Annotated in this window: 16 protein-coding genes and 1 pseudogene; 12 read left to right on the top strand and 5 right to left on the bottom strand. The window is 70.7% G+C overall.

Annotated features, from left to right (window positions below):
* Nucleotides 1-15: 15 nt before the first annotated feature.
* Nucleotides 16-1,419 (bottom strand): annotated as a pseudogene (locus H537_RS40595) (heavy metal translocating P-type ATPase); the annotation flags it as partial.
* A gap of 17 nt (nt 1,420-1,436) precedes the next feature.
* Here H537_RS40595 and H537_RS0102110 point away from each other — a divergent pair.
* From H537_RS0102110 to H537_RS0102060, 11 genes are all read left to right on the top strand, one after another.
* Nucleotides 1,437-1,772, top strand: a complete 336-nt coding sequence (locus H537_RS0102110; protein ID WP_028996589.1) for a four-helix bundle copper-binding protein — start codon at nt 1,437-1,439, stop codon at nt 1,770-1,772.
* Nucleotides 1,773-2,132: 360 nt separating this feature from the next.
* A complete protein-coding gene (gene ctaD, locus H537_RS0102105; RefSeq protein ID WP_051241583.1) occupies nt 2,133-4,028 on the top strand; it encodes a cytochrome c oxidase subunit I in 1,896 nt (631 codons plus the stop codon).
* Nucleotides 4,025-4,639: a cytochrome c oxidase subunit 3 gene (locus H537_RS0102100; RefSeq protein WP_051241582.1), complete on the top strand. Its 615-nt coding sequence runs from the start codon at nt 4,025-4,027 to the stop codon at nt 4,637-4,639. The genes ctaD and H537_RS0102100 overlap by 4 nt, the downstream gene beginning before the upstream one ends.
* A gap of 3 nt (nt 4,640-4,642) precedes the next feature.
* Nucleotides 4,643-5,077 carry a hypothetical protein gene (locus H537_RS0102095; protein ID WP_028996586.1) on the top strand — a complete coding sequence of 145 codons (435 nt, stop codon included), beginning with the start codon at nt 4,643-4,645 and terminating at the stop codon, nt 5,075-5,077.
* A complete protein-coding gene (locus tag H537_RS50290) occupies nt 5,074-5,499 on the top strand; it encodes a c-type cytochrome (protein WP_028996585.1) in 426 nt (141 codons plus the stop codon). The genes H537_RS0102095 and H537_RS50290 overlap by 4 nt, the downstream gene beginning before the upstream one ends.
* A 5-nt stretch (nt 5,500-5,504) precedes the next feature.
* Nucleotides 5,505-7,376, top strand: a complete 1,872-nt coding sequence (locus H537_RS0102085) for a PQQ-dependent dehydrogenase, methanol/ethanol family (protein WP_084150342.1) — start codon at nt 5,505-5,507, stop codon at nt 7,374-7,376.
* On the top strand, nt 7,360-8,256 hold the full coding sequence (locus tag H537_RS40590; RefSeq protein ID WP_084150307.1) for a substrate-binding domain-containing protein: 897 nt from the start codon (nt 7,360-7,362) through the stop codon (nt 8,254-8,256). Before H537_RS0102085 ends, H537_RS40590 begins: the two co-directional genes overlap by 17 nt.
* Nucleotides 8,253-8,717, top strand: coding sequence for a c-type cytochrome (locus tag H537_RS40585; protein WP_051241579.1), 465 nt, complete (start codon nt 8,253-8,255; stop codon nt 8,715-8,717). Before H537_RS40590 ends, H537_RS40585 begins: the two co-directional genes overlap by 4 nt.
* Entirely contained in the window at nt 8,714-9,793 is a 1,080-nt protein-coding gene (locus H537_RS0102070; protein ID WP_028996583.1) for a cytochrome c oxidase subunit II, read from the top strand. The genes H537_RS40585 and H537_RS0102070 overlap by 4 nt, the downstream gene beginning before the upstream one ends.
* Before the next feature lie 36 nt (nt 9,794-9,829).
* The gene (locus H537_RS50285; RefSeq protein ID WP_064735884.1) at nt 9,830-11,305 is read left to right on the top strand and encodes a DUF4396 domain-containing protein; all 1,476 of its coding nucleotides are present in this window, start codon (nt 9,830-9,832) and stop codon (nt 11,303-11,305) included.
* 1 nt (nt 11,306) lies between these two features.
* The gene (locus H537_RS0102060; RefSeq protein ID WP_238446581.1) at nt 11,307-12,584 is read left to right on the top strand and encodes a phospholipase D-like domain-containing protein; all 1,278 of its coding nucleotides are present in this window, start codon (nt 11,307-11,309) and stop codon (nt 12,582-12,584) included.
* A gap of 32 nt (nt 12,585-12,616) precedes the next feature.
* On the opposite strand, the gene H537_RS0102055 is transcribed toward H537_RS0102060, so the two are convergent.
* Nucleotides 12,617-13,681, bottom strand: a complete 1,065-nt coding sequence (locus H537_RS0102055; protein ID WP_169516938.1) for an AI-2E family transporter — start codon at nt 13,679-13,681, stop codon at nt 12,617-12,619.
* A 445-nt stretch (nt 13,682-14,126) separates the two neighbouring features.
* On the opposite strand from H537_RS0102055, the gene H537_RS0102050 reads away from it, so the two are divergent.
* Nucleotides 14,127-15,833 carry a sensor histidine kinase gene (locus tag H537_RS0102050; RefSeq protein WP_169516937.1) on the top strand — a complete coding sequence of 569 codons (1,707 nt, stop codon included), beginning with the start codon at nt 14,127-14,129 and terminating at the stop codon, nt 15,831-15,833.
* Between the two features lie 37 nt (nt 15,834-15,870).
* Here H537_RS0102050 and H537_RS52235 read toward each other — a convergent pair whose 3' ends face one another.
* The 3 genes from H537_RS52235 to H537_RS0102035 all read right to left on the bottom strand — a co-directional run.
* Complete coding sequence (locus H537_RS52235; protein ID WP_156901314.1) at nt 15,871-16,023, bottom strand: hypothetical protein; 153 nt, start codon at nt 16,021-16,023, stop codon at nt 15,871-15,873.
* 66 nt (nt 16,024-16,089) lie between these two features.
* A complete protein-coding gene (locus H537_RS0102040; protein ID WP_156901312.1) occupies nt 16,090-20,400 on the bottom strand; it encodes a translocation/assembly module TamB domain-containing protein in 4,311 nt (1,436 codons plus the stop codon).
* Nucleotides 20,401-20,414: 14 nt separating this feature from the next.
* Nucleotides 20,415-21,128 (bottom strand): autotransporter assembly complex protein TamA (locus H537_RS0102035; RefSeq protein WP_211234955.1); only part of this gene is annotated, 714 nt, incomplete at its 5' end.

Genomic DNA, 21,128 nt, shown 5'->3' with positions numbered 1-21,128 from the left:
CGCGCCGCGGTTGCGTCAACGTGCGCTGCCCTTCCAGCGCCGCAGCGTCAGCGCGTTGGTCACCACGCTGATGCTGCTGAAGGCCATCGCCGCGCCGGCCACCACGGGGTTGAGCAACCCCAGCGCTGCCAGTGGGATGCCCACCACGTTGTAGACGAAGGCCCAGAACAGGTTCTGGCGGATCTTGGCGTAGGTGCGGCGCGAGATGTCGAGCGCATCGGCCACCAGCGCGGGGTTGCCGCGCATGAGCGTGATGCCCGCCGCGTGCATGGCCACGTCGGTGCCCGTGCCCATGGCGATGCCCACATCCGCGGCGGCCAGCGCCGGTGCGTCGTTGATGCCGTCGCCGACCATCGCCACGCGCCTCCCGGCTTGTTGCAGCTCGCCGACGATCTGCGCCTTGTGCTCGGGCAGCACTTCGGCCCGCACCTCCTCGATGCCCAGCGCGCGCGCCGCGGCCTGCGCGCTGCCGGCGTTGTCGCCGCTGACCAGCACGGTGCGCACGCCCAAAGCGTGCAGCGCCTGGATCGCACCGCGCGCCGTCGCCTTGGGCCGGTCTCCAAAGGCCAGCAGCCCGACCAGCCGGGGGCCGTCGGTCACGTCGGCCAGCCAGGACACGGTACGGCCCTCTGCGGCCAGCGCCGCGGCGTCCACCTTCAGCTCCTGCATGAATCGTCCACTGCCCAGGCGCAGCTCGCGACCATCCGCGCTGGCGGCCATGCCGCGGCCGGAGACGGCGCGCACCTGTGTGGCGGCGGGCACGGCCAAGCCTTCACGCTCGGCCGCGGCCGTCACTGCGTACGCCAGCGGGTGCTCGCTGAGCGCCAGCAGCCGGCGCGCGTCGCCATCGGCCGCCTCGTGCGCCACCAGCTCGGGCTTGCCTTTGGTGAGCGTGCCGGTCTTGTCAAAGGCCACGGTGCGCACCGCGTGCGCCACCTCCAGGGTCTCGGCGTCCTTGATCAGGATGCCGTGGCGCGCGGCCGCGCCGGTGCCGGCCATCAGCGCCGTGGGCGTGGCCAAGCCCAGCGCGCAGGGGCAGGCGATCACGAGCACCGCCACGGCGTTGAGGATCGCCGCCTGCCAGTCGCCGACGGTGAAGCCCCAGGCCAGCGCCGTGACCAGCGCGATGGCGATGACGGCGGGGACGAACACGGCGCTGACGCGGTCCACCAGGCGCTGGATCGGCGCCTTGCGCGCCTGGGCCGACTCCACCAGCCGGATGATGCGGGCCAGCGTCGATTCCGCGCCCAGCGCCGTGGTGCGCACCAGCAGCAGGCCCTCGCCGTTGACCGCGCCGTCGGTGACCCGGTCGCCCTCGTGGCGCGCCACGGGCAGGCTCTCGCCGGTGATCAGCGACTCGTCCACCTGGCTCGCGCCTTCGAGCACCTGGCCGTCCATCGGGATGCGCTCGCCGGGGCGCTTTCAGGAGACCCGTCATGGCCCACGAAAAGTACCAATCCTGCGTCCAGGCTTGCAACGACTGCGCCGACGCCTGTGACCACTGCGCCAGCGCCTGCCTGCAGGAGCAGGACGTGCAGATGATGGCCGGCTGCATTGCCCTGGACATGGACTGCGCCGCCATCTGCCGCCTGGCCGCCGGCTACATGTCGCGCGACAGCCGGTTCGCGGCCCAGATCTGCCGCCAGTGCGCCGACGTGTGCCAGGCCTGCGGTGACGAGTGCGCCAAGCACCAGCACGACCACTGCCAGGCCTGTGCACAGGCGTGCCGCCGCTGCGCCGAGGAGTGCCGGCGCATGGCCGCGGCCGCGTAAGCCCGCTTCACCGCCGACGCCCGCCTGCTCCGTGCGCGGGCGCTGGCAATTGGCCGGAGCCCGCCTCCCTGATGGGACGCGGGCCGGCCATTTTGTGCGGTCGTTCGGCGGCAGTGCGGCCGTACCGCACGGGTCCGGCACGGGCGGACGCCCCACCGCCGCATTGCACGGCGCGCCATGGCGTTTCGCATCGTGCACGTCTTCCGAAGCTGCACGGCGGTTTGAAAACATTGGTGCAAATATGACACGGCTTGCAAGCCGAGACGATGCACGCCGTTGCTGCATCGCAAAGGCCGCCAGCGAGCACCGACGGGGAACGCTGATTGCAATTGCTCTTTAAAACATTTGTCCAAACCCATCATGCCGACAGTATCCAGGCCGACGGTGGAGCAGACGCTCGATGCGCTGTGGTCCACGCCCAAGACGCTGTGGGGCCTGTTGGCCACGGTGGACCACAAGACGGTAGGCAAGCGCTACATCGTCACGGCACTGGTGTTTCTTCTGCTAGGCGGGGGGGAGGCGCTGTTGATGCGCCTGCAACTGGCGCAGTCGGAGCTGCGGCTGCTGCCGCCCGAGGCCTACGACCAGATCTTCACGATGCACGGCGTGACGATGATCTTCTGGTACGCCGCGCCGATTCTTTCGGGCTTTGGCAACTACCTCATCCCGCTGATGCTAGGCGCGCGCGACATGGCGCTGCCGCGGCTCAACGCCTTCAGCTACTGGGCCTTCCTGCTGTCGGGCATCTTCCTCTACACCAGCATCCTCATCGGGCAGGCGCCGCACGGCGGCTGGTTCGCGTACGTGCCCTACACCAACGACAAGTACTCGCCCGGGCTGCACATGGACTATTACGCCATTGCGCTGATCTTCCTGACGATCTCGCAGACGGCCGGGGCCATCAACTTCCTGGTGACGATCTGGCGGCTGCGCGCGCCGGGCATGGCGGTGAGCCGCATGCCGCTGTTCATGTACTCCACCGGCACGATCTCGGTGCTGTCGGTGCTGGCGCTGCCTTCGCTCACGGCCGCGTGCGTGATGCTGCTGCTCGACCGCAACTGGGGCATGCACTTCTTCGACACCACGCACGGCGGCTCGGCCTTCCTGTGGCAGCACCTGTTCTGGTTCTTCGGCCACCCGTGGGTCTACATCATCTTCCTGCCCGCCACCGGGATGATCTCGATGATGATCCCGGTGTACGCGCGCCGGCCCATTGTGGGCTACACCTGGGTGGCTCTGGCCACGGTGCTCACCGGCGTGGTGGGCATGGGCGTGTGGGTGCACCACATGTTCGCCACCGGCATGAACCAGCTCTCCATGAGCTTCTTCGCCGCGGCGAGCATGACGATCTCCGTCTTCAGCACCGTGCAGGTCTTCGCCTGGATCGCCACGCTGTGGCTCGGACGCCCGGTGATGACGACGGCGCTGCGCTTCGTCATCGGCTTCATCGCCCTCTTCGTCATTGGCGGTCTCAACGGCGTGGTCACGGCGCTGATCCCCTTCGACTGGCAGCTCACCGACACCTACTTCGTCGTGGCGCACCTGCATTACGTGCTCATTGGCGCCAACGTCTTCCCGGTGGTGGGCGCGCTCTACCACTGGGTGCCCAAGATGACCGGGCGGCTGCTCGACGAGCGCACCGGGCGCTGGAGCTTCTGGCTGATGTTCACGGGCTTTAACCTGGGCTTCTTTCCCATGCACCTGCTGGGCCTGGCGGGCATGCCGCGGCGCATCTACACGTATCCGGGCTCGATGGGCTGGGACACCAACAACCTGCTCGTGACGCTGGGCGCCTTCCTGTTCGCCGCGGGGCTGCTGGTGACGCTGGTCAACTGCATCGTCAGCCGCCACCGCGGGCTGCCGGCCGGCAAGAATCCCTGGAAAGCCGATTCGCTGGAGTGGTCCACCGAGTCGCCGCCGGCGCACTACGGCTCGGTGCACATTCCCACCGTGACGAGCCGCCACCCGCTGTGGGACGCGCACGAGGAGGAGCATGACCCCGGGGGCGAGCGCATCCTGTCGCAAGGCCGGCTGACGCTGGCCACCAGCGGGCTCGACGCGCGCGTGCGGGCGATCTCCAAGATGCCCGAAGACACGCTCATGCCGCTGCTGGCCGCGCTGGCGCTGACGGCGCTGTGCTTCGCGGTGCTGGTCAAGGCGATGTGGGTGGCGCTGGGCGCGGTGCTGCTCACCGCGCTGGTGGCCGCGTTCTGGCTGTGGCCGGAGGCCGAAAAGAAGGGCGAGGTGCGGGCATGAGCGCAAGCGCGGATTCGAGTCTGGTACGCCCGCCCATCGCGGCGCTGTCCTGGGACGACCGGCGCGGCAGCGCCTCGATGCTGTGGTTCATCGCCACCGAGGCGATGCTGTTCGTGGCGCTGTTCTTCGCCTACTTCTACCTGGGCGCGCTCAACAGCCAGTGGCCGCTGGACGAGCCGCCCAAGCTGCTCAAGGCCAGCGCGATGCTCCTGGTGCTGCTGACCAGCAGCGCGGTGCTGTGGAAGGCCGAGCAGGCGTCCAAGGCAGGCAACACTGCCCGGGCGCGGCTGTGGCTGGGCGGCACCATCGTGCTGGGCCTGGTGTTCATCGCGATCCAGGTGTCGGAGTACCGCGAGCACCTGCGCAAGCTCAAGCCCAGCGCCGACGCCTATGCGTCCATCTTCTACACCATCACCAGCTTCCACGCGCTGCACCTCATCGTCGGGCTGCTGATGCTGAGCTACGTGCTGTTCCTGCCCGACCTGGAGGGCAAGGAGAAGCCTCCGCACCGGCCGCTGCACAACGCCGGGTTGTACTGGCACTTCGTCGACACGGTGTGGGTGCTGGTGGTGGCGCTGCTGTACGTGCTGCCCAACCTGCACAGGAGCTGAGCCATGGCCGAAGCCTCCTCGATGTCTCCCGAGGCGCTGCACACGCACAACGTCTGGCCGCGGCCGGCATGGTGGGTGTGGTTCGGCGTGCTGGGCGGGCCGCTGGCCTGGGCCGCGCAGCTCGCGCTGGGCTGGTTCGTTTCGGGCAGCGCCTGCATGGCCGGCACGCCGCATTGGGGTGCGCTGTCCAAGGGCGGTGTGCAGATCGTGCAGGCCCTCGTCGCCATCGCCTGCATCGCCATGGCGCTGGCAGCGCTGGGCTGCGCGTGGAAAGCCTGGCGGGCCTCGCGCAACCAGGGCATCACGCAGATCCATGCCAACGACCGGCCGGACTACCTGGCCGCGGTCGGCGTGGTGGTGAGCGCGCTGTTCGTGGCCGGGCTGGCATGGAACGCGATGGCGCAGCTGTGGCTGCCGCTGTGCGAGAGGATCCGATGAACGCGCTTCATGCCTGCGGGCTCGCGGCGGCGCTGGCGGTGGCGCTGCTGGCGGGGGGCTGCGGCCCCGGGCAGACCGCGGTCGTGCAGCAGCAGACCGCGGGCAATTCGGTCGCTGCGCCGGGCTCGTGGACCGAGCTGGCGCAGCGCTCACAGCGCGGCGCGGTGCTGATCCGCGACATGGGCTGCGGCAGCTGCCACACGGTGCCGGGCGTGCGCGCGGCCGACGGCAAGCTCGCGCCGCCGCTGAACTTCTTCTCGCGCCGCACCTTCATTGCCGGCGAGATCCCCAACACGCCGCAGAACCTCGTGCGCTGGCTCAAGGACCCGCCGTCCGTGGAGCCGGGCACCGCCATGCCCAATCTCGGGCTGTCCGACGAACAGGCGCGCGACATCGCCGCCTACCTGCTGAGCTTGAGGTGACCTTGATGAACCTTCAAAACGGCCGGCCCCTGCAAAGCGTCGCCACGCTGCTGTTGGCACTGACCCTGCCGCTGGCGCCCGCGGCGCGGGCCGATGAGCGTCCGACACCGCCGCCGGGCACCACGCGCATCCCGCCGCAGGACGCCCAGCGCCAGGTGCCGCCCTCGCGGCTGATCTCGCCCTTGCCCGAGCGCGAATGGAAGCTGCCCAACGGCGACCTGGCCAACACGCGCTACAGCCCGCTCAACGCCATCAACGCCGGCAATGTCGCCAACCTCAAGATCGTTTCGACGCTGAGCACCGGCATCCCGCACGGCCACGAGGGCGGGCCGTTGATGGTGGACAACACGCTCTACGTCGTCACGCCGTTTCCCAACCACCTGCTGGCCATCGACCTCACGCAGCCGGGCTACCCGGTGAAGTGGACCTACAAGCCCCATCCCGACCCGCGCGCCCAGGGCATCGCCTGCTGCGACGTGGTCAACCGCGGCGCCTCCTACGTGGACGGCAAGATCATCTACAACACCCTCGACGCCCATACCGTGGCGGTGGACGCCAAGACCGGCAAGGAGGTGTGGAACACCAAGGTCGGCAACATCGACGTGGGCGAGACGGTGACCATGGCGCCGCTGGCCGTGAAGGACAAGGTCATTGTCGGCAACTCCGGCGGCGAGCTCGGCGTGCGCGGCTGGGTGCTGGCGCTGGACGTCAAGACCGGCAAGGAGGTCTGGCGCGCCTACAACACCGGCCCCGACAAGGACGTCAAGATCGGCACGGACTTCAAGCCCTTCTACGCCAAGGATCAGGGCCAGGACCTGGGCGTCAAGACCTGGCCGCCCGAGCAGTGGAAGCTCGGCGGCTCCACCGTGTGGGGCTGGATCTCCTACGACCCCGAGACCAACCTCATCTACTACGGCACCGGCAACCCCGGCGTGTGGAACGCCGACATGCGCCCGGGCGACAACAAGTGGTCCACCACGCTGTTCGCGCGCGACGCCGACACCGGCATGGCCAAGTGGGCCTATCAGTTCTCGGCCCACGACGCCTGGGACTACGACGAGATCATGGAGAACATCCTGATCGACCTGCCCTTGAACGGGCAGATGCGCAAGCTGCTCATCCACCCCGGGCGCGCCGGCTTCATCTACGTGCACGACCGCGGCACGGGCGAGCTGCTGGCGGCGGACAAGTTCGAGCCCACCAACTGGGCGCATGGCTACGACCTCAAGACCGGCAAGCCCGACGAGGACCCGAGCAAGCGCACGCACCAGGGCACCGTGACCAAGGACATCTGCCCGTCCTCCACCGGCGCCAAGGAGTTCGTGCCTTCGTCCTTCTCCCCGCGCACGGGGCTGCTCTACATCCCGGCGCACAACACCTGCATGGACTACGAGGGCGTCGAGGCCAACTACATCGCCGGCACGCCGTACCTGGGCGCCGACGTGAAGATGTACCCCGGCCCGGGCGGCTACCAGGGCGAGCTCATCGCCTGGGACTTGCAGGCGCACAAGCCGACCTGGAGCATCCGCGAGCACTCCTTCCCGCTCTACAGCGGCGTGCTCTCCACCGCCGGCGGCGTGGTGTTCTACGGGACGATGGACGGCTGGTTCAAGGCCGTGGACGACCGCGACGGGCGCGAGCTGTGGAAGGTCAAGCTGGCTTCGGGCATCGTGGGCAACCCCATGACCTTCGCCGGCCCCGACGGCAAGCAGTACGTGGCCGTGTACTCGGGCGTGGGCGGCTGGATGGGCGCGGCGGCGCTCTCGGGCCGCACGCCGGAGAAGGACCCCTATGGCGCGCTGGGCGCCTTCGGGGCGATGAAGGACCTGCCCAAGGCCACCAACCCGGGGAACGTGCTGTATGTGTTCGGCCTCTGACTCCGGACGGCGCGCGCTGGCCGCGGCTGGCGCCCTGGCGGCGGCCCTGGCGTTGGCCGGTTGTGCGCACAACACGGCGCCGCAGCGTGCCGACGATGAGACGGCCGTGCCGGAGCTGCGCGTGTGCGCCGATCCGAACAACCTGCCGTTCTCCAACGAGCGCGGGGAAGGTTTCGAGAACGCGATCGCGCGGCTCATCGCCGAGGACCTGGGCGCGCGCCTGAGCTACGCCTGGTGGCCGCAGCGCCGGGGCTTCGTCCGCAACACGCTGGGCGCCGGACGCTGCGACCTCGTGATCGGCGTGCCCGCGCGCTACGAGCTCACGGCCACCACGCGGCCGTACTACCGCTCGACCTACGTCTTCGTCACCCGTGGCGGCGACGTGCCGGGGCTCCAGTCCTTCGACGACCCGCGGCTGCGCGAGCTGCGCATTGGCGCGCACGTGGTAGGCGACGACTACAGCAGCGTGCCGCCGGTGCAGGCGCTGGTGGCGCGGCACATCGTGGGCAACGTGTACGGCTACTCGATCTACGGCAACTATGCCGAGCCCGACCCACCGCGCCGGCTCATCGACGCCGTGGCCAACGGCGAGGTGGACGTGGGCCTGGCCTGGGGGCCGCTGGCGGGCTACTTCGCGCAGCGTGAGCCGGTGGCGCTGCAGGTCACGCCGGTGGCGCCGCAGCGCGACGCCGGGGGCACGCCCATGTACTTCGACATCGCCATGGGGGTGCGCCGCGGCGACCTGGCTTGGCGCGAGCGGGTGCAGCAGGCCCTGGATCGGCAGCAGCCGCGCATCGAGGCGGTGCTGTCGCGCTACGGCGTGCCGATGCTGCCGCTGCCGTCCGCCCCGCAGTCACTGGCGCAACAGGAGGCACCATGAAGCGCGCGCTTTGGACGACCCTGGCCTTGGCCGGCGTGTGGGCGCTGGCCGGTTGCGACAGCAAGTGGGGCGTGGACAGCGGCGCGCAGCGCACCAGCAGTGCGCTGCCGGCCGTGTTCCGCCCCGTGGGCCCGCTGCCCGGCCCCGGTGACGGACCGCCGCAAGGCACGAACCCGCTGGGACACGACCCGCAGGCGCTGCGCGACGGACGCCAGCTCTTCGTGCGCTTCAACTGCTCAGGCTGCCACGGCGGGCGCGGCGGCGGTGGCATGGGGCCCAGCCTGCGCGACGTGGTGTGGATGTACGGCGGCAAGGACATGGACATCTTCGACTCCATCGCCGAGGGCCGCGCCAACGGCATGCCGGCTTGGGGCACCAAGCTCAACCAGGAACAGATCTGGCGCCTGGTGGCCTACATCGACTCCATGGGCACCGACCACGAGCCGGAGGCGCCGCAATGAGATGCCCGCGCACGGCGACGCTGCTGGCCTGCTGGCCGCTGCTGATGGCGGGCTGCAGCGGGCCGCAGGACTACATGCACTCCGGCGGCCCCGGCGCGCGCGGCCTGGCCGCGCTGGGCTGGCCGGCGCTGGTGGGGCTGCTGGCCGTGTCGATCGGCGTGTGGGCGCTGCTGTTCTGGGTGGCGCTGCGCCGGCGCGGCAGCTTCGACGAGCACGCGCCGGCCGAGGCCGGCGGCGGCCAGCGCTGGATCCTGTGGGGCGGTGTGGCCTTCCCGGTGGTGGTGCTCACGGCGCTGTTCGTGGGCACGCTGCAGACGCTGGCCAGCTACCCGATGGCGCACGAGAAGATGGACGAGCCCGACATCCGCATCGTCGGTCACCAGTGGTGGTTCGATGCGCAGTACCTGCCCGGCGGCTCGATCTGCGGCACCACCGGCGGCGACCTGGACCGCGCGCAGGCGCTGCGCCCGCTGGGCGAGCGGGCCGAGCTGATGGTGCACGCACCCAGCGAGATCCACATCCCGGTCGGGCGCCCGATCGAGATCGCAGTGGAGTCGCACGACGTCATCCATTCCTTCTGGGTGCCCAAGCTGCACGGCAAGGTGGACCTGGTGCCCGGGCATGTCAACCGCGTGCGCATCCAGGCCGACCAGCCCGGCGTGTACGAGGGCGAGTGCGCCGAGTACTGCGGCGTGCAGCACGCGCACATGCGGCTGCAGATCGTGGCCGAGCCTGCCCAACAGTTCGTGGCCTGGCTCAACCGCCAGCGCGAGTCGGCGCCGCCGCCGGCCAATGCCCAGATCGAAGCCGGGCGGCGGGTCTTCGAGAACGCCGCCTGCGCGCTGTGCCACACCGTGCGCGGCACGCCGGCCCACGGCCAGATCGGCCCCGAGCTCACGCACGTGGGCAGCCGCGCGCGCATCGCCGGCGGCTCGCTGCCCAACACGGTGGCCAACCTGGAGGCGTGGGTCACCGACGCCCAGTCGCTCAAGCCCGGGACGCAGATGCCCAGCTTTCGCCAGTTCAGCGGCCCCGAACTGCGCGCGCTGACGGCCTATCTGCAGAGCTTGAAGTAGCGTCAGCCGAAGCGCGGGGCCGCAAGGGAGAAGGAAATGAGCTTCAACGCACTGAGCTTCCTGGCCGAACCCGGCTTCGTCGTACCGTGGTACCTGTTCGGCGCCCTGGCGGCGGCCTGGGTGATATGGGACCTGCGCCGGGTCAACACGCCGCTGAAGACGGCCATCCAGTGGGCCTGGCCCATCGTGGTGCTGTTTTTCTCGGTGCTGGGGCTGGCGCTGTATTTCGCCACGGCGCGCGCGCCAGGTGTCGCGCGCGCCCGCGGCGCCGAGGAGAAGAAGCGCCTGCACGACGCCTACGAGCAGTCGATGCTGCGCCGGGTCAACGGCGCGGTGATCCACTGCATCGCCGGTGACGGGCTGGGCATCATGACCGCGATGGTGATCGCGCGCGTGTTGGAGATGAGCTTCTGGCAGGAGTTCTGGTTCGAGTACGCGGTGGGTTTTGCCTTCGGCTGGTTCATCTTCCAGCTCAAGAGCATGAAGATGATGACCGACAGCACCGCGCGAGCGCTGGCGATGGCCTTTCGCGCCGAGTTCTTCTCCATGCTCACCGTCATGGGTGGCATGGGCGCGGTGATGACCTGGGTGACGCCGGCCGTGGTGGGCATGCAGCCCAAGCCGACCACCGCGGCCTTCTGGGGCTTCGGCATGCTGGGGCTGCTCGTGGGCTACGTCTTCACGTTCCCCGTGAACTGGCTGATGGTCAAGGTGGGCTGGAAGCACGGCATGGGCAGCGCCGAAGGGGTTCAGCCGGTCCAGCAGCCGCGGCGCAAGGCGGCGCTGGTGGCGACCTTCGCGGCGCTGGGCTTGGCGGCCATGGCCTTGCCGGCCTGGCTGACCGTGTTGCGCGAGCAGCGCGGCATGGACGTGGTGGCCTGGGTGATCCTGCAGCCGCGGCCTGGCGCCGGCGAGGCGGCGCAGCGCCAAGCCGTGGTGGACCACGGCTTGGCGGTGAGCATGCAACTGGCGCAGGCGCAGCTGCAGTCCGGCCTCCGCGAGCGGGCCACCGCGGCGCTCGATGACGCCTTGCGGGCCTCGGAGGTGCTGCGCGTGGCCTGGGCCGGGCCGCAGGCCGAGGCTTGGTCCGACGCCGTGCGCCAGGCGCGGCGCGCGCTGCAGAACGGCCACGCCGAGGAGGCCGCGCGCGTGCTGGCGCAGGCCACCCACGGCAGCATGGCACCGGACGGACAGGGCGCGGAGACGGCCCAGCGCGCCGCCGCCGCGCTGGAGCCCTCCGCCTACCGGGGCGTAGCGCTACTCAACGCGCTGGGGGCGGTGATCGGCGAGGTCCGGGCCGTCGAAGGTCAGCGCGTGCGCGTGGCGCTGGGCGGCGCGCACGATGTGTGGGGCTGGTGGGATGGGCGGCCACGCCAGGAAGCCTGGATACCGGCCTCCGGGCTGCTGCTCGGTACCAGGCGCCACGTGGGCAAGTCCTTCGCGATGCTGCCCACGGCGGACACGCCGCCGCTGGCGTTGACGACGCCGGATGCAGCCGGCAGCGCGCGGTGAAGTGACGACAGCCCAGCGCCTGCGCACCGTGGCGCTAACGGCGCTGGCCAGCTTCATCCTGACGCTGCTGGTGCTCAACCTGAGCCTGGGCGACAAGCAGGTGGACGACCGGCTAGAGCGGCTGCACGGCGTGGGCGACGCGGCCTTCCTGCGCACCATGGGCTCGGTGCTGGGCCCCGGGCTGCTGGGCGGCAACCGGATCGAGACGCTGGTCAACGGCGCCGAGTTCTTTCCGGCCATGCTGGAGTCCATACGCGCGGCGCGTCACTCCGTCACCTTCGAGAGCTACATCTACTGGTCGGGCAGCATCGGGCAGGAGTTCTCCGCGGCGCTGTCGGAGCGCGCGGCCAGCGGCGTGCGCGTGCACGTGCTGCTGGACTGGATCGGCGGGCGCCTCGACGACGCGCACGTGCAGCGCATGCGCGAGGCCGGCGTCGAGATCCGGCGCTACAACTCGCCGCACTGGTACAGCCTGGACTATCTCAACCACCGCACGCACCGCAAGCTGCTGGTGGTGGACGGCCGCGTGGGCTTCATCGGCGGTGCGGGCATCGGCAACGAGTGGCGCGGCGACGCGCAGGACGCGCAGCACTGGCGCGACAACCAGTACCGGGTGCAAGGGCCGGTGGTGGCGCAGCTGCAGTCCGCGTTCATCGACAACTGGCTGCAGGCCACCGGCCGCATGCTGCATGGCGACGCCTACTTCCCCGCGCTGCAGCCCGCCGGCCAGGCCCAGGCGCAGGTGTTCACCAGCGCCCCCGGTGGGGGGCGCGAGGACATGCAGTTGCTGATGCTGATGTCCATCACCGCCGCGGCGCGCTCCATTCGGCTGTCCTCGCCCTATTTCCTGCCCGACGAGGTCGCGGTGCAGTCGCTGGTGGCGGCGCGCCGCCGCGGCGTGCGGGTGCAGGTCATCGTGCCCGGCGCGCACATCGACCTGCCGCTGGTGCGCTGGGCTTCGCGCGCCACCTGGGGCCCGCTGCTGGCTGCGGGCGTGGAAATCTGCGAATACGTGCCGACGATGATCCACGTCAAGCTGCTGGTCGTGGACGAGCTGTGGTCCTCGGTGGGCTCCGCCAATTTCGACACGCGTTCCTTCAGCATCAACGACGAGGCCAACATGAACGTCCACGACGCAGCCTTCGCGCACCGCCAGCTGGAAGTGTTCAAGCAGGACCTGCGGCACTGCCGCGCGGTCACGCTGCAGCAGTGGCGGGGGCGTCCGCTCAGCGAAAAGGCGCTCGACTTTGCGGCGTCACTGTTGAGCTCGCAGCTTTGAATGGTGGCGCCGCTACGCCAACGCCATCCGGGTCACGATCCGCCAGCAACGTCGCTGCCGGCTCCGGACGAGGCCTGCAGGATGGTGCCGACATACAGCTGCCGTACCAGCACCAGCAACGCGGCCGTGAGCGGCGTGGCCAGCACCAGGCCGATGCCGCCGACCCAGACGCCCATGGTCACCTGCGCGGTAATGGTGAGCGCGGGCGGCAACGACACCGTGCGCCGCTGCAGCATGGGCGTCAGGAAATAGCTCTCCACGATTTGGATGCCCAGGTAGAGCAGGGCGACATACAGCGCGTGTTGTGGTCCTTGCAGCAGCGCCAGCAGCAAGGCCGGCACCACTGACAGGATCGGACCGATGTTGGGGATGAAAGTCAGCAGCGCGGCCAGCAACCCCAGTGTCAGTGCCAGCGGGACGTCCAGCAGCCACAGGCCAACCGCCGTGAGCACGCCGACCACGGTCATGGAGCCCAGTTTGCCGATCAGCCACCAGCGCAGCGTGTGCGCCAGATCACCCAGTAGATCGCCGGTCTTTTGCCGCCAGCGCGGGGGTGTGAGCTGTACCAGGCCCTCGGTGTAGAGCCGCGGCTCGGCGGCCAGATAGAGTCCGATGATCAGGACGATGAAGAGGTTCGCCATCGCTCCCAGCGTGCCCGAAAACACGCCCGTGGCACGCGCCAGCACGTCGTCCTTGTCGCCCAGCAGTTGGTCCGCATCCCGGGCCTGTTGCAGGATCTGGCGTCCCCATTCCCAGCGCTTGAGTTGCTGCGTGAGGCGCTCGGCAGCCTGGGGCAACTGCTGGCGCAGCTGGTCGATTTGGTCGCCAACGTCCGGCGCAATCAGCCATGCGCCTGCGCCCGCCAGCGCTGCCAGGCCCAGCGTCACGGCGGCCAGCGCCCATCCTTCTCCCAGCCCGGTGTAGCGGCTCAGCCCCTGGGCCAGCCCGTGCAGGAAAATGGCAAGCAGCACACCTGCGAAAACCAAAAGCAGCACGCGGACCGCCTGCCACGCCAGCAAGGTGAGCACAACGACAAAGACTGCGATGGCCGCTGCGACCAGCACGCGCCGGGCGAAATCACGCCAAGAATCGTTCATGCGGTGCATCCGTCGTCGTCACCCTGCCGCTTGGCAGGAGCCTGCAGGCCTTCAAACCGCAGCGCGGGGGTCGCGGGCACTGTCCTGGTGCGGGATGCGCCTGCGGACTCGACCAGCACCTGTGCAGCAGCCGTGCATGCAACCATGACGAGGGACGCATCATGAACCGACCCGCAGCCGCACGCCATGGCTGGTGTATGGCATTCATGGCGCTGTTTAAGGGCAAGCCCTGCGCCCGGCTGCGGTATGCCCGTTGCTGCGCGAGCTTATCGTGGTCCACGAAACACATGTTCGGCGCCGGGTGCACGCAGTAATCACGGCGTGCCGCTGATGGAAGCCGAGCTGACGCTGATCTTGGTGCGCGCGATTCCCACCGTCTCGTTGACGTTCCAGCTCCACCCCGATGTCCAAGCCCCGACCGCTTCGCACGAGACTGCTGCTGCTGGTGGCCGGTTCGATCGTGCCGATGCTGCTGCTGGCCGTGGGCAACGCATGGCTCGGCTATCGGGCCGAGCGCGAACGCTTGCAGACCGCCACGGTGTCCCTGGCGCGCAGCATGGTCTTGAGCGTGGAGCGGGAGGTGCAGCGTGCCCTGGGCGGGCTCAGCGCGCTGGCGCTGTCCAGGCGCCTATGCGCGGGCGATCTGAAGGATTTTCGGGACCAGCTGCAGACCTTCGTCAACCAGCAGTATCCGGGCACCAACGCGCTGCTGTCGCGGCGCGACGGACAGCAGCTCATCAACCTCTACCAGCCCCCGGGTGAGCCGCTGCCGCGGCGCAGGAACCGCGAGCTCGTTGAGCGCACCTTCGCCACCGGGCAGCCTGCGGTCTCCGACGTCTATGAGGGCAGCTTCAGAGGGCGCTTGGTCAGCTTCGAAGTCCCGGTCACCTGTGGCGGCAGGGTTGAGTACAACTTGGCGTTGACCCCCAGGTTCGACACGTTCAAGACCGTTCTCGAACTGCAGCGCCCGCCGCCGGACTGGGCCGTTCTGTTGGTAGATTCGAAGGGGGCCATCATCGCCAGCGTGCACGACCGCGACGATCCGGACATGGCCGTTCTGACGCCGGCCGAGCCCCTGCGCATGGACGGCAATGAGGGCTTGCTGCAACTGGCGGTCTCCAGCGGCACGACCAACGCGTTTTCCTTCAGCCGCGCGCCGGACACGGGCTGGTCCGTCGTGATCGGCCGTCCTCTGCGCGAGCTCAGCAATGACCTGAACCGCTCGCTGATCGCATTGAGCTTGGCCAGCGTGGCAATGCTCGCGGCGGCCATGGGCATCGCCTGGGCCGTCAGCCGCTCGATCACTCGGCCGATTGCCAAACTCGGACGGCTGGCCCACAGGGAGCAGGCCGCCGCGACAGAGCTCGCACCATCCGGCCTGCTTGAGGTCGATGCGATTGCGGACAGGCTCAACTGCGCCATGCGGCAGCTGGAAGAGGCCGACCACCGCAAGGACGAGTTCATTGCCATCCTGGCGCACGAGCTGCGCAACCCGATCTCTCCGGTCAAGAACGCGCTGGGCTTCCTGCAGAAGAGGGAAAGCCTGAGCGAGGACGGCGTTCGTTTGATCGGCATCGCGCACAGGCAGCTGCGCAACATCGAGCGGCTGATCCAGGATCTGCTCGAAATCAGCCGGATCGGCCAGGGCAAGGTGGCATTGGACCTCCAGGCAATCGACCTGCGAGACCCCATACGCACCGCCGTTGAAAGCGTGGCCGAGAGCTATGCGCGCAAGCACCAGCAGTTGAGCGTACTGCTGCCCGACCAGCCGCTGCGCATCCAGGGTGACCCACTGCGTCTCGCACAGGTGTTCAACAACCTGCTGGACAACGCCTCCAAATACACGCAGGACGGTGGAGCGGTTCGCATCGAGGCTTCACGCGAAGGCCCCACGTGGAAAGCCTGCGTCATTGACAACGGTTCCGGCATGGAGGCGTCCAAGGTCGGCCAGGTCTTCGAGATGTTCTGGCAGATTGGAAGCGAGCAGCGCTCAACCCGGTCAGGCCTGGGTATCGGCCTGGCGCTTGTGAGGCAGCTGGTGGAAATGCATGGGGGCGCCGTGACGGCGCACAGCGACGGGCTGGGCGCCGGTTCGTGCTTCACGGTACGCCTGCCCATGGCAATGTCCAAGCACGCCGGCGCCCGCGCCTGAAAAGTGCACGCCGTCATCAGGCCGAGGCTCGCCCGCGCTACCTGTCCGTGGGTCTGTCGATGCTGCTGGTGATCGTGACCAGGGTGTCCTTCAGGCTCATACATCCGCCGGCCGTCTCCACGGCGTTGAGCGCTTGGTGCTGTTCATGACGGCGGTGGCCATAGCGGCCGTGCTGGTAGCGTTGCAGCAAGCTGTGTTGCGCTTGGCACGGTGGCTGAAACGGTGGAGCCGAGTGCAAATTGACGTTGAGCTCTCATCAATCCCACCGCCACGTCCACACCAGGTCCACCCCGGTGGTTTCGCCCGTCAGCAGCCGCAGCGTGAAGTGCTGGGCGATCTTGTAGACCAGGTCGAAGCCACCGCCGGTGGCATCCAGGCTCTGGCGGTAGCCGACGTAGAAGCGCTCCGAAAGCTGCTTACCGAAGCCCACCACCGCGTCGGACAGGCCGCCCGAGGCGCCGCGCGAGAAGGACAGCGCGTCCAACCCCAGGCGCTGCGCCAGGCCGGGGCCGCTGCTGCCCTTGTTGCCCGCCAGCAGCGCCAGCGCCGCGCGCTGCAGCAGCGCGGTCTGGTCGCCGGCGAGGTCGGTCGAGGCCTTGCCCAAAGTGAGCCAGGACAGCTTGTCGATGTCCGACAGCTCCGGCGTGGACACCAGCGCCACGCGCGGGTTCTGCGCCGAGCCGGTGATGCCCACGCCCACCTTCACCTCTTCCAGGTCGGTGCGCATGGCCTCGATGTCCAGCCTCGGGTTGGCCACCGGGCCGGTGAAGGTGATGAGCCCGCGCGTGATGTCGAGCTTGGTGCCGTAGGCCTCGAATACGCCTTCCACCGTGCGCACCGTGCCGGTGACCGCGATCTGGTCCTGCGGCGCGGTGACGCGCAGCTCGCCCGCCAGCAGCGTGTTGATGCCCTTGCCGCGCACGCGCAGGTCGCTGCCCAGATCCACGCGCAGGTCCAGGTTCATGCGCAGGGGCGCCTGCGGCTGCTCCGTGCCCTTGGCAGCCCTTAACGTGGGGTCGTCCACCACCACCACGTCCTCCGACAGCGCCGGTGCCGAACTCTGGCCCAGGTCGATCAGGCCCTCGTCCACCTTGAAGCCGCCGCGCACCGACAGCGTGCGCTCCTGCAACCGGGCCTGCGCCCGGCCGCTGAGCTCGATGCGCCGGTCCACGCGGCCCAGCGCTCGGAAGTGGTCCGCCACCACCGCCACGTCCACGGCCGGCTCCGCGCCCAGCCGCGCGCCGCCTTCGAGCCGCACGCTGCCGTCGCCGGCGTAGGCGATGAAGCGCTCGATGCGCAGCTGCTCCCCCTCCAGCGCCACGCGCAGCACGCCGTCGCGCACGCGCACCCCTTCGACGAAGTTGGCCACTGCCAGCTGGTTGCCCTCCAGCCGCCCGCTGAACACGGGGGCGCCGACGCTGCCCGTGACGCGGCCGCGCGCTTCCAGGTTGCCGCCCAGGCGCCAGCCCACGGGCAGCCAGGGGTCCCACACGCCCAGGTCCGCCACGCGCAGTTGCACGTTGCCCTGCAGCGGTGTGTCGGCGCCGGGCCAGAGCTGGCCGGACGCGGTCTGGGCGCTGGCGCCGGCGGAGAGCACGCCGATCTGCTGCCCGGCCACCGCCGCGGCGGCGTTCCAGGTGTGGCCCTGCGCGCGCACCAGCAGGCTCAGCTCGCTCAGGCCCATGGGGCGACGGGCGCTGCCCGCGGCCAAGCTCAAGTCGCCGCGGTGGCGCTGCACCTGCACGTCCACCTGCAGCGCCGGCGCCGTGCGCACGACGGCGCGGCCTTCGATCTCCAGGTCGCCCTGCCAGCCCAGGTCGGGCTGCAGCCGTGCCAGCAGCGGCGCCACGCTCAGCGGCTCCAGCGTCGCGGCGGCGTCGATCTGCGCCGGCGCGCCGTTGACGCCCGCCTGCCAGCGCACGGGGCCCCATTGCAACCCGGCGCCCAGTACCCGGGCCCGGCCCGGCTGCAGGGCCAGCCGCGCGGGCTGGTTGCCGCTGCTGAGGCGGAATTCCAGTCTCACGTCCTCCATTTCCAGCAGCGCGTCGCGGGCGCCGGCGCGGCGCACGTCCAGCCGCAGCAGCCGGCCTTGCCAGCCCTGCAGCGTCGCGGGCAGCGTGCCGCTGCCGCTGTGCAGCAGTGCGCCTTGGGCCTCCAGCGTGAAGCGGGTGCGCGCGCCGGCGGCGCCGGGCGGCGGCTGCAGCAGGTCGGTCCACTGCGGCGGCTGTGCCGCCACCTCGCCTTGCAGCGTGGCGCGATGCGCCCGGGTGCTGCCGTCCACGCGCAGGCTCAGCGCCGGCACGCGCTGCCACTGCCCACTGGCGGCCAGCGCGAGGTCGGCCAATTGAAGGTTCAGGTCCAGCGGCGCATCGCCCGAGGTCGCGAGGCGCCAGCGCGCCTGGGCGCTGCCCAGGCGCAGGGTGGGCAGGGCCACGTTGTCAGCGCTGGCTTGGCCCTGGGTGCGCAGCGCGGGCCAGCGGCCGTCCACGGAGAGCTCGGCGCGCAGCGCGCCGGCCGTCGTCAGGGTACGGGCGGGCGCGGCGGCCGTGCGCGGGCTGCCTTGGGACGCCGCCCGGCCCTGGCCTGAAGCCTTGGCCGGCGTGGGTGCCGGCAGCAGCTCGGCCAGCGGCGCCAAGCGCTGCAACGCCGGCGCGTCCAGCGTGGCCTGCCAGTGGTCCGCGCCCGGGTTGCGGCCGAGCAGGCCCTGGGCGCGGGCGGTGTTGCCGGCAACGTCCGCGTTCAGCGTCACCTGCAGCCCCGACGGCGTACCGCGCAGGGTGGTTTCGCCCTGCAGCGGCAGCTCGGCGAGCTGGCTGGGCGGCACGCTTGCCGTGGCCCGTCCCTGCAGCGCGGCTAGCCAGGCAAGCAGGTCGCCCGAAGGGCCGGCGCCGGGCAGCGTCAGCGCGGCTTCGATGCGCGCGGCAAGCCGGCTGGGGCGGTGGCGCAGCGGGCTGTCCAGGGTGGTGGGCAGCCAGGGGCGCAGATCCAGCTCGTCCACCCGGGCGCGGCTGTCCACCTGCCAGGAAGCGCCGGCGCCGGGCTGGCGCAGCCGGCCCTGGGCGGACAGGCGTGCGTCGCCCGCGCTGCCTTCCAGCCGGCGCAGCTCCACCAGCGTCGCGGCTGCCTGCGCTTGCCAGCTGGCGTCGAGCTGGAGCTTCAGGGGCTGCGTGCCGCCCGGCGCCTCCAGCGTGCCGGCCAGGTTGCCGCTCAGCTCGATGGCGCGCGCGGTGTTCGCGGCCGCGGGGGCGCTGGCTGCGGAGGCTGCCGGCGCGGGTGCCGACGCGGCGGTCGCCGGGGCCGCGGTGCTGAAGAAACCCCGGCCGGTGGCGTCCAGCCGCCCGCCCAGCGTCATCGCCGGCGCGCGTGTGTCCAGCCGCGCCGGGCGCACGTCTTCCAGCGTGGCCTGCAGCGTCCAGCCGTCGCCTTCGGTGCGGCCCTGGCCCAGGACGCGCCCGGCTGGCGCGTCGGCGCTGCCCAGCAGCGCCTGCACGTCGTTGAGCTGCAGGCGGCCCAGGTCGTTCGGGTCCACCAGGGCCGCCAGCCGCAACTCGCGCAGCGGCACGTGCGCGGTGTTCCACGGGCCGGGCACGGCGTTGTCCAGCCCCACCCGGGCCTGGAGCTGGTTCTGGGGGCTGGGCTGGACCACGGCCTGGCCGCTGAGCGCCGTGCGCGGCGCGCCGGCGGCCAGCAACGACAGGTCCAGTGCCTGCACCTGTGCCTGCAGTCGCGTCAGCGGGAAGGCGGCGAAGGGCGCCAGCGTCGCCGTGGCAAGCAGCATTTGCGGCGGTTCGGTGCGCACCTGCAGCGCCGCGTCGGCCGAAAGCTGCTCCAGCGGGCCGCCCAACTGCAGCGCGGCGCCCCAGGGCGGCAGGCCGCCGCGGGCGGGCTGCGCCAGCGTGAAGAAGCCCTGCAGCGGCATGGGGGCGTCGGCGCCGAGTTGCAGCCGTCCCTTTGCCCGCAGTGCGCCGCGAGTGAGGGACAAATCCTCGACGCGGTGCTGGCGCCCGCCCTGTTCGCCGATGTGCAGCGAGGCTTGCACGTCGCGCAGCGGCTCCCCGGCCAGGGCCGCAGCGTGGAATTCGCCGATGCGCAGCGCGCCCACGTCCAGCGCCACCGGCAGCCGCATCTGCGGCGGCGGGGGCGACTTGGGCTCCTGTGACGCCTGCGCCTCGGGCAGCGTGAGGAAGGCATGGCGGACGCTGAGCGTGTCGAAGGCCAGCCGCGCGTAGGGGCTGCCCAGGTGCAGGCGGCCCACGCGCAGGTCGGTCCAAGCCACGTCCACCAGCCGGGTTTCACCGCCGGTGCCCCAGCGCACCGTGACGGCCTCGGCGCCGAAGTCGCCCAGCAGCGAGCCGCGCGGGTGCGTCACTGTCACGCCCGGCAGCCGCTGCAGCGCCCAGGCGGTGCCGCGCTCGGTGCGCAAGCTCCACCACAGGACCGAGGCGAGCGCCAGGACCAGCAGGAGCAGCAGGACGGCCAGCGCCAGCAACGCGCGGCGCAGCCGGTGCGGACGCCGCGGTGGCGGGGGTTGGGCGGCGGTCGTGGTGGGGGGATTCAGAACTGCCATGGCTCAGGACCGATTCAGAAGCTCACCCCTGCCGTCACGTGCAGTCGAAACCGCGCGTCGTCCACGCCGTAGGCCAGGTCCACCCGCAGCGGCCCGACCGGGCTGCGGTAGTGCAGGCCCACGCCCACGCCCACGGCCGGGTTCAGCTCGGAGAAGCGGTCCGCGGCGTTGCCCGCGTCGATGAAGGCGGCGCCCCACAGCGCCGGCAGCTTGCGCGAGATCGGGTGCGCCACCTCGGCGCTGGCCGTGAACAGCGAGCGCCCGCTGGTGACCACGCCGTTGACCACCGGGCCCAGGCCGCGGTAGGCGTAGCCGCGCACCGACTCCTCGCCGCCGGCGCGGAACAGCAGCGGGTCCGGCACGCCGACGCCGGTGCGCGCGAACACCTGCCCCAGGTCCACCCGCAGCCGCGCGTTCCAGCCGTCGCCGAAGGGGCGGAAGGCCAGCAGCCGCGTGTACAGGCGCCCGAAGGGGCCGCTGTCGGCCTGGTTGGCGCGGGCGTAGCCCAGGGCGGTCTGCAGGATCACGGCCTGGCCGCGCGTGGGCAGCAGCCGGCTGTCCACGTTGCGCCAGGTCCAGTCGGCATTGCCGGTGAGCGACTGCGCCTCGCTGCGGCCCAGCGGCGAGTCCACGCGCGCGTGCTGCGCTTCCACGTAGTAGGTGCGCTCCAGCCGGTTGCGGTCCTGCGTGCGGCCCGCGCGCAGCCGCGCGGAGAAGCGGTCCTCGTC

Source organism: Azohydromonas australica DSM 1124 (genome assembly GCF_000430725.1).
Lineage (GTDB): Bacteria > Pseudomonadota > Gammaproteobacteria > Burkholderiales > Burkholderiaceae_C > Azohydromonas > Azohydromonas australica.
Note: the sequence above shows the minus strand (reverse complement) of the source record. Positions and strands in the feature narration are given on the sequence as shown.